Origin of the sequence: Endozoicomonas sp. YOMI1 (assembly GCF_024606345.1) — a bacterium.
GTDB lineage: Bacteria > Pseudomonadota > Gammaproteobacteria > Pseudomonadales > Endozoicomonadaceae > Endozoicomonas.
In genome coordinates this window covers 1-8,858 of sequence record NZ_JAHHPM010000513.1, presented here as the reverse complement: position 1 = coordinate 8,858, position 8,858 = coordinate 1, and the positions used below count along the sequence as shown (strand labels likewise).

8 protein-coding genes are annotated in these 8,858 nt (G+C 50.3%); 6 read left to right on the top strand and 2 right to left on the bottom strand.

The window, feature by feature from the left end; genetic code table 11:
* Positions 1 to 167: 167 nt before the first annotated feature.
* Positions 168 to 1,577 (bottom strand): D-alanyl-D-alanine carboxypeptidase/D-alanyl-D-alanine-endopeptidase, encoded by a 1,410-nt coding sequence (dacB, locus tag KDK15_RS18290; RefSeq protein WP_257296831.1) that lies wholly within the window; start codon positions 1,575 to 1,577, stop codon positions 168 to 170.
* A 238-nt stretch (positions 1,578 to 1,815) separates the two neighbouring features.
* On the opposite strand from dacB, the gene KDK15_RS18285 reads away from it, so the two are divergent.
* Positions 1,816 to 4,197, top strand: a complete 2,382-nt coding sequence (locus KDK15_RS18285) for a Lon protease family protein (protein ID WP_373691406.1) — start codon at positions 1,816 to 1,818, stop codon at positions 4,195 to 4,197.
* Between the two features lie 78 nt (positions 4,198 to 4,275).
* On the opposite strand, the gene KDK15_RS18280 is transcribed toward KDK15_RS18285, so the two are convergent.
* Complete coding sequence (locus KDK15_RS18280; protein WP_257296829.1) at positions 4,276 to 4,869, bottom strand: hypothetical protein; 594 nt, start codon at positions 4,867 to 4,869, stop codon at positions 4,276 to 4,278.
* 329 nt (positions 4,870 to 5,198) lie between these two features.
* On the opposite strand from KDK15_RS18280, the gene KDK15_RS18275 reads away from it, so the two are divergent.
* The 5 genes from KDK15_RS18275 to KDK15_RS18255 all read left to right on the top strand — a co-directional run bounded on the left by KDK15_RS18275 (position 5,199) and on the right by KDK15_RS18255 (position 8,824).
* A complete protein-coding gene (locus KDK15_RS18275) occupies positions 5,199 to 6,413 on the top strand; it encodes a TatD family hydrolase (RefSeq protein WP_257296828.1) in 1,215 nt (404 codons plus the stop codon).
* Positions 6,414 to 6,709: 296 nt separating this feature from the next.
* Positions 6,710 to 6,973 carry a hypothetical protein gene (locus KDK15_RS18270; RefSeq protein WP_257296827.1) on the top strand — a complete coding sequence of 88 codons (264 nt, stop codon included), beginning with the start codon at positions 6,710 to 6,712 and terminating at the stop codon, positions 6,971 to 6,973.
* Between the two features lie 205 nt (positions 6,974 to 7,178).
* Entirely contained in the window at positions 7,179 to 8,447 is a 1,269-nt protein-coding gene (locus KDK15_RS18265) for a protein kinase (RefSeq protein ID WP_257296826.1), read from the top strand.
* A 26-nt stretch (positions 8,448 to 8,473) separates the two neighbouring features.
* Complete coding sequence (locus KDK15_RS18260) at positions 8,474 to 8,614, top strand: hypothetical protein (protein WP_257296825.1); 141 nt, start codon at positions 8,474 to 8,476, stop codon at positions 8,612 to 8,614.
* 9 nt (positions 8,615 to 8,623) lie between these two features.
* Positions 8,624 to 8,824 carry a hypothetical protein gene (locus KDK15_RS18255; RefSeq protein WP_257296824.1) on the top strand — a complete coding sequence of 67 codons (201 nt, stop codon included), beginning with the start codon at positions 8,624 to 8,626 and terminating at the stop codon, positions 8,822 to 8,824.
* The last annotated feature ends 34 nt before the right edge of the window (positions 8,825 to 8,858 follow it).

Below are 8,858 nucleotides of genomic sequence, written 5' to 3'. Positions count from 1 at the left end.
AGCGATGAAGATTTGTTCTGCTGATCTCTGACAATCTTTTGGGAAATCTTTTGGGAATGCCTTTGGAAGAGTCGCGTATTATAAAGAGAAAACAGATGAAGGCAATACTTCATCATTTAATTTTCAGATCAATATACGACAACCCTCCAACAAGCTGATGCCTTCTTTTATTGTGTGTCCGTCAGTCGCTGAAGAAATGCCCGGTGAAATAGCCTGATTTCATGATGAAATGCTCTTACCTCTTCATTCGTAGCTGGCTGAACAGGTCTCAGCCCATTCAGCAGTACAGCAAATATTAAAGGTGAGTTATTTTCCGGAAAGGCATAACCCACCATACTGTTTACCCCACTCATATAACCAGTCTTTAGCCAGCGTCGCTCATCATCTCGTGAGGCCAGCCAGGGTGCACTCTCTCCCCAGCTTCTCCAACCGGTTTGCAACACTTCAGTAAAGTCATCAGCACTGAGCATGTTATATCGGGACAATCCTGAACCATCCACCAATCTACCTCTGCTCAAATCAACGCCCTCTTCCCTTAACATGGCCAGAACCGCCTCTGCGCCTGAAGAGTAAGAGCCCTTTTCACCATTTACCGATGACCCTATGGTTTTCAGCAGGCTGTCAGCGTATAGATTGTCTGACTTATCCAGCACTCGCTGTAAAAGATCAGGCACCGGCGCAGAACGATGACTGGCCACAAGCCATTTAAAATCCCCTTGTGGTTTCTCAACCACAACCTTGCCTTCAAGTCTGATGTTGTTCGCCTGCAAAAAAGACTCTACAAACTTTGCTGCAGCACGTTCTGGATCACGCACTGAAAATGCCATGCGCATTGGTTTGGCATCAGGTGCAATACACCCTTCCAGGCGGTACTCATGTTTTGATGATGGCCAAACTTCCTGAACACAACCCTTTGATTCATGGGCCTGAGGTTTTCTAATCGCTATGCGATTATCAACAGAGAGCTGCCAGTGTGGCTCATCGTAAACCATCTTTGATAACTGCCCCTCTGTTCCAGAAGGCACCAGCCAGCCAAAAAAACAGTTACGATCCAGTATCATGGCACTGACTGGCGCGGCAAAGCAGATGTTGTGGTCATCCCAACTTGCACCACCGGCTCTTGGATAACCGCTATATATAGAGCCATCAAGCCAGATGTTGCCGCGTATTAGCTTTACACCTTTATTATTCAGTTTTCCCAGTAGCTCAGAAAGGTCATGCCTGGTCAGCGATGGGTCGCCTGAAAAGGTTAACACCAGATCTCCGGCATATAGCTTCCCCCCTGACAAGGGATTGTTACTCAACAAGCGGGTTTGGTACCGGTATTCTTCCCCCAGCACCCGATAAGCTGAGATGGCCGTGATAGCTTTGACCGTGCTTGCTGGCAGCAAGTTGAAGCGACTATTCCGATCAAACAACACCTTACCTGTTTCAGCTTCAATGACTTTAATGGAATGAATATGCCCGGGTGGTAAGGTGGCGATCAGTCGATCCAGGTCATCATCGATGGACGCAAAACCCTGGTTAATTCCAAGAGCAATAAGGGCAATAGACAGCCATTTTTTCCAAGCGTTCATAAAAAAGCTCTGCAGCCTCTGACCACAATAAAATCACTGTGCAATTTATAGATTCTTAGTTCAACACACTGTTCTCAAGGCCGACAAACCTTTTTAATGAGAGTACTATAGGGCCTTGTTGACGCTTCGTTGTGAGCTCAGCGGGACGCATAGTATGGCTCATAAAAGCGTCATATATATAACAAAAGCTTCACTCAACTCTCATGGTGTAAGCATTTTGCGGGAAATGGCAAGACTTGTGAAAAAACTCAAACTAACAGCGAATCAGCTTATCGCTAAGCAACCAGTGAAGGATTTGGGTTTCAAGTCCACAGAAGAGCTGGAAAATTACGTCGGTATCCTGGGTCAGGAGCGAGCTACCAGTGCGATTCAGTTTGGTGTCGCCATGCACCGCTCGGGCTATAACATCTATGTCATGGGCGAGTCCGGAACAGGCCGGATGTCCTACCTCCGTAAATACCTTGAAACAGAAGCCAAGCGACAGAGCTCCTCGGATGACTGGGCCTATGTCAATAACTTCGATAACCCCCGTGAACCAAAAGCCCTGAAGTTGCCCGCAGGTCTCGGCAGTGACCTGCAGAAGGACTTTGAGAGTTTTATTGACAAGCTGCTGATGACCTTTCCGGCGGCGTTTGAAAACCCCACTTATCAGCAAAAGAAAAGTGCCATCGAGCGTAGCTTTAATAAGCGTTATGACCAGGCCATTGATCAAATTGAACAGGAAGCGCTGAAAAGAGATATCGCCTTATACCGGGATACTGGTGCATTGAGCTTCACGCCGATGTCTGGCGGTAAGGCGATGGACGAAACCGAGTTCGCGCAATTGCCGGATAAAAAGCGGGAAAAGTTCAATAACGATATCAGTGAACTGGAAACCAAACTCAATGAGTCTCTGGTGGAACTGCCCCAGTGGAAACGGGAATCCAACGAAAAGCTGCAGGATCTGAATCAGGATACCATTGATCAGGCTCTGGCTCCGCTAATGAAGCCTATGCTGAAAAAATACAGCAAAGAGCAGAATATTCTGGACTATCTGGAAGCGGTCAAACAGCATCTGCACAGAACGGTGATTGAATACCTGGCCGATGAACGGGCAATGGAGTCCAAAGAAGATGCCAGCAAACGCTCGGCATTAGAAGAGCTCTACTCCCCCAACCTGGTGGTTGGCCATAAGAACGATGCGGCTGCGCCGGTTATTTATGAGTCTCATCCGAACTACAAGAACCTCTTTGGCCGCATAGAATACGCCAGTGAGATGGGAGCCCTGGTAACCAACTTTCGTCAGATCTGCCCCGGCTCTCTGCACCAGGCCAATGGTGGTTATTTATTGCTGGAAGCCAACAAGCTTCTGGAAGAGCCCTTCGTCTGGGAAGCCTTGAAACGGGCGCTGAAAGAGCGGCAGTTGAAAATTGAATCCCCCTACTCCGAGATGGGTTTGATGAACACCATCACCCTCACCCCGGAAATTATTCCACTGCATGTGAAGGTGATTCTGGTTGGATCGCGGGATATTTATTACATCCTTCAGCAGCTTGACCCGGATTTCCATGAAATGTTCAGGGTACTGGTGGACTTTGATGACCAGCTGCCACGCTCTCCTGAAACCGTTCAGGCGTTTGCCCAGCTGCTGAAAAACCGGGCAGATGATGAAAACTATCCACCACTGTCTGCATCGGCCGTTGCCCGGATGATCGAACAAAGCTCCCGGATGACCGAAAACCAGACTCAGCTGTCAGCAAAAATCGGTGAGCTCTTCGACTTGCTGGCCGAGGCTGACTTTATCCGGCGAACCAGCAATGGCCGTAAAATCAACCACGAGCACATTGACCGGGCGCTGGATGCCAAGGCCGAGCGTACCGGCCGGGTCAGTAAGCAGATCCTGGATGATATGCTGGAAGGCAGCATTCTGATTGATACTGACGGTGAGCAGATTGGTAAGATCAATGGTTTAACCGTGCTCTCTGTAGGCGATGCCTGTTTTGGCTCTCCCGCCCGAATAACCGCAGCGGTTTATCCCGGCAGCCAGGGTATTGTGGATATTGAGCGAGAGGTAGCTTTGGGTCAGGCCATTCACTCTAAAGGGGTTATGATCCTGACCGGTTATCTTGGCAGCCGTTATGCGCAAAAGTTCCCAATGGCGATTTCCGCCAGTCTGGCAATGGAACAATCCTACGGCTATATCGATGGCGACAGTGCCTCTATGGCAGAGCTCTGCTGCCTGCTCTCAGCGCTGACCAATACTCCGATCAGGCAATGCTATGCAGTCACCGGCTCCATGAACCAGCACGGTGAAGTTCAGGCCATTGGTGGTGTTAACGAGAAAATCGAAGGCTTCTTTGATCTCTGTAATGCCAGGGGCCTGACCGGTGAGCAGGGAGTGATTATCCCTCAGGCAAACGTTCGGAACCTGATGCTGCACAGTAAGGTAGTGGATGCGGTAAAAGCCAAGAAGTTTAATGTTTATGCCGTTTCTCATGTTGAAGAGGCTCTTGAGCTGCTGACCGGCCATCGTCCGGGTGTCATGAACAGCAAAGGCAATTATCCAAAAGGCTCCATCAACCAGAAAGTACTGGAACGCCTGAAAGAAATTGCCGAGCTGACCAAAGAAAACCAAAGTTAAGCGAACAAGCTGTACTGATACAAAAAAGCCAGCCAGTTGTCTGGCTTTTTATTTAAAGATTCATTGAGGCTCCTGGTCTTATTCAGGATGCATCATTGCAAGCAGTGCTTTGATAAAGTCCTTTCGCTTGATCTCGAAGTCACTCACAGGCTGAGTTGTCGATAGCCAGCCGTTCACTCTCAGCTCAAAATCAACACGGTAAGAATGGCTATTCAATTTCGTTTGAAGATTCGCAGTGAGTGTACGAAGGCGTTGATATTCTTCTTGAAGCAAGTTAGGCCGACAGTCAGGTTTTTCGGATTTGCCTTCATAATTGGTTTCATCATAATGCCGAGGTTGTTTTAACCTTTGAATCAGATACCAGGCTTGCCTTGAAGAATGATCCCCGGGTACTTCATTAAATGCTTCTAATACTTTTCTATTGTTATGCAGTATGTTCTGTAAGCAAAGTTTTTGCAGGAAGAACCCGGATCTGATCGACGTTGTATCTTTTCCATAGGCTGAAAGCACACCGGCCGAGGTGGTTTGACGTCCATGTAATGGTTTTTTTTGCCAAAAGGCATCTTCCATATGTTTGCCATCATCCACAGTGGTGGCTGCACCTCTATGATGTGGCTGATGGTTTGAGACTTTTTTACCATTAAATGTGGTTTTGCCGTAGTCAGGCGTCACGCCTGGAGCGGCTTGTGGGTTAACCCGCCGGGCAGGCTTTGAGTGGTATTAGGTTGATGCTGTTGCTTTCAGAATGAAGCCCTGCGCATATGGACGATAAATAACGCCATTCGATCTCAAAATGATTATTAGGTTCCATTTATGGTGTGTCAGTCAATCTCTCCCGGTGACCAGCCACATTCAATTCTGCCGTGATATTCACAACAGTCTCAGTTTAACCGTAAGTCATTTCCGGATATTTTCAGCCAGAGTCTCTGGATATGTACTAACCTGACCAACTGCAAGAAAAAGAGCTACCCATAGCCAAGTTCTGGAGGTTTTTGTCAGCAATGTCACCAATTAATGCCAGGTTCTGGAGGGTTTTGTCAGCAATGTCACCGATCAATGCCGGATTATCCAGACTGTCTTTCTCTACCCAAAATGACGGGGAGATTCAGCCTGTTGACGACCCGGGGTTAACTAAACGGAAAAAGAATAAGCGGGTTAAATCAACTAAATCGGGCAAATCGGTTGCGGTCTGCTCCGGCCCCTGCAAGACTGAATCTGCTGTTCCCCCGGAGCATGGCCGGGCTGTGAAAGATATCAGACTGCAATCCCGGCCGGTTGCTCCCTCCAGGGTAAAGTTTCCTCATCTGTCTGAAATGCCCCGTTATACGACAAAACTTATTGATATCGGTGTCAATCTGCTGGGTTACGGCACATCGGCGTTTCCCGATTTCACCAGTGTTGTGGATCAGGCGGCGGATTCCGGCGTTAGTGATATTGTGATTATTGGTAGCACTATTCCCGTATCAAAACAGGCGCAGATCCTGGTGGATTCCTGGCCAAATTCCGGACCTGAAGAGATAACTGGTGCTGCTGCAGCCCCGGCCCGATGTTCATTGCATTTTATGGCCGGCTGTCATCCCTGCAGGGCTTCAGACTTTGCCCCGGATGGAGGGCGTCAGGCACTGAGGGATGTGATTATGGCCGCCAGGCAGCAGCCATGTATTGCTATTGGTGAATGCGGGCTGGATTATAAAGATCTGTCGTCGGCGGCGGATGTGCAGAGAGAGGTTTTTCGTGAACATCTGGAACTGGCGGTGGAACTGCAAAAACCGCTGTTTCTCCACGAGCGTGGTGCCCATACCGATTTTGTCGATCTGCTCAGCCCATACATACCCCGCCTGCCCAGTGCCGAATCAGCCTGTATCCACTGTTTCACCGGCAACTGGGAACAATTGCAGACTTATCTGGATCTGGGTTGTTCCATCGGGATTACCGGGTGGATTGCTGGCTCGCGCAAGTCATCGCTGATTGCAGCCTTGCGCACTGCAGGTTGGGAAAGACTTCGTGATCGACTGATGATTGAGTCAGATGCTCCGGCGCTGCTACCAAAATACATTATGCCAAAGAAAGCGGAATCACAGGATGAAAAAAATGTGCCAGCCAATCTTCCCTATGTCTGCTGCGCATTAGCATGGATTCTAGGGGTAGATGGGGAAGAAGTGGCCAAGGCCACGACGGACAATGCCAGACGAATTTTCCTGCAACAAACCCAATGACCGGCATGAATGGAATAGTCCTTGGGCTAATTTGTATCGTCTTTCCCTTACTGTTCTTTTCTACGCTTTTCGTTGCCCTGCTTTGTGTGCCGCATATCGTCTGGCTTCACCAATTAAACAATCGTTTTTTTTCGGCCTTTCGATCAGGAGCTATTCTCAATCTGAGGCCGATTTTTTTTACCCATAAGCCTTCGGCTTTTTCTGGGGATTTCGTTCGGAATAAACGGGGTTGTACCGTAACAGGAAAACAGCAGAAAAAAGCGCCTCTGACAGCGAACAAACAAGGATGTAAGAGTATGCGTTATCTCAAGATCCACACAGAAACCAAACTCCGCCGGGACGGCTCCTGTCTGGCCACGCCGTTGATTTGCGAAGCGGCCCACCGTTATGACAAGAACCGCACTGAAAAATCATTGAAAAGGCTGCAGTTCCAGCTGATCGTTGGGGCGGCCGACTCCGGCAAGACCCGGTGGCTGAGCCGCCTCCATGAACGCTGGCAGGATATCTGGGGGGCGAAGCATAAGGCGGAGGCAGGAGAACCCGTTTGCCGCCCAACCTGAGAACCATCGTGGGGCGCCGGTAGCCGCAGCGATCCCATTTGCAGAGCGAGGCCAGTTACGACGCCACGACGTTTGTGATGTGGTTGATCGCCCTGAGCGTTGGGATCGGTTGGTGGGAAGCCGGGCTGGTGCTGGGCGGGATTAGGCAGCGGACGGCGGGCATCAAGGGCAGAGCAAATCACGAATTAATAACACTGGAGCACTTATGGACATCAAAGGAACCACAACACCCCCTGTTACACAGCCCGACCGGGATGTGACGACACCTGCCGGAGAAACACCTTCAGGCAGTGACGGTTTGAGAAAGATAACCCGGGCGAAGCCGGAAGGTTTTTTCAGGAAAATCTGGAACTGGTTAACCGGCAAGACCACTCTTCAGGAGAGAGCCGTTAACAAAGCCCCACAGACATCGAGCTATAAAACATTCAGAAGCACAGGGCCCGGCACTACCAGCGGCCAAGTTGAGCTTGTTCATAAGGCGCCGGTTGTTAAGCAAGAAACCAAACCACAAGCGCAACAAGAAAATACCCCGTTAGACAATATCGAAGCGATCCGGCCGCGGGTTAACAAGATGACTCAAACCAGGCCAGACAAAGTACCTGGCATCCGCGAAGCAGCCCATAAAACCCCACCTGACATTCTTAATTCATCAGAGCTTCTGGCCATAAAATCCTACGTCATATGGGCTGACAGCGCAGAAGAAGAATCAGAAGCAGAATTAGAAGCAAAAGCAAAAGAAAAAGCAGAAGCAGACCCGGAATACCAATTTTTGCAGAGGCTTGAGCACCCGAATATCGTCAGGCTAAGGGATGCTAAGGTGAACAGAGACAAACTGGGTGTCGAACCCGTTATCCGTATCACGCTGTTCACCGAATCAGGCGTTGCCAACCTGAGCGACCTGACCAGCAAGCGTCTACCGGCAAAAGACACGGCCAGAATGGTCCGACAAATGGCGGATGGACTGAGCTACTTGCATGACCAGCAGATCACCCATAACGACCTGAAGCCCGGAAATGTGATGGTGATGCCGGACATGACCGCCAAATTGAACGATTTCGGGAGTGCTGCTGATTTTAGCGACCCTGACCACCGCCCGCCGCTGGGTGTTCTCGGAACGCCAGGCTACCGTGCACCAGAAATCGAAGAGCTGAATAGGTTACTGGAGCGTGCAGCGCTCGATGAGCTATCGGAGGAGCCGGAAGCGCCCAACTTTCATACCCTGCAACGAGGGGACTGCTGGGCGGCGGGCTGCGTTTTGTACGAACTGATGACCGGTACCCGCTACCACGACACTGGCTCTCCCCCTCCGAAGAATTGGCAACAGCACCTTGAGCGCCGACTGGACGCCATCCCTGATTCCATGGAAGGCTGGGAGCCAGAAAATATTGCTGCGGCCAGGGAGGCGCTCAAAGGGCTTTTACATCCCGACCCAAAGCAACGAAGCCTGGAGGCGCTGAGCCAATTTACCGGTTAATTCACCAAAACAGGAGGCGGCGCAGGATGCACCAGCGATTGGCAGGGATGGTTTTCAGCCTGGTGTGCGGGCCAGTGCAGGCAGGCCTGCTGGATGCGTTTACCGGGGAGAAGCAGGCACCGCCGGAGGTGAAACCCTTCAAGCTGCCGCCCCTGACCGGGGAGTAAGTAGCGTTTATGGAAAAGCTGCTGAGCGCGCACAAAACACTGACCCAGGCGGAAGCGGACATTATTACGATTACGGCCCGGTTAGGCATTACCGGGCGGTGTTCGGATGATAAACGGCCATTGCTCAATGCCTGGCTGAAACAAGTAGCGGCGTTGCCGGTACTGGACCCCGTCACTGAACCTCACCCGGAAAAGGAGATCCCCCAATGAACCCCACATCAGCAACGACTGAAGCAACAACACA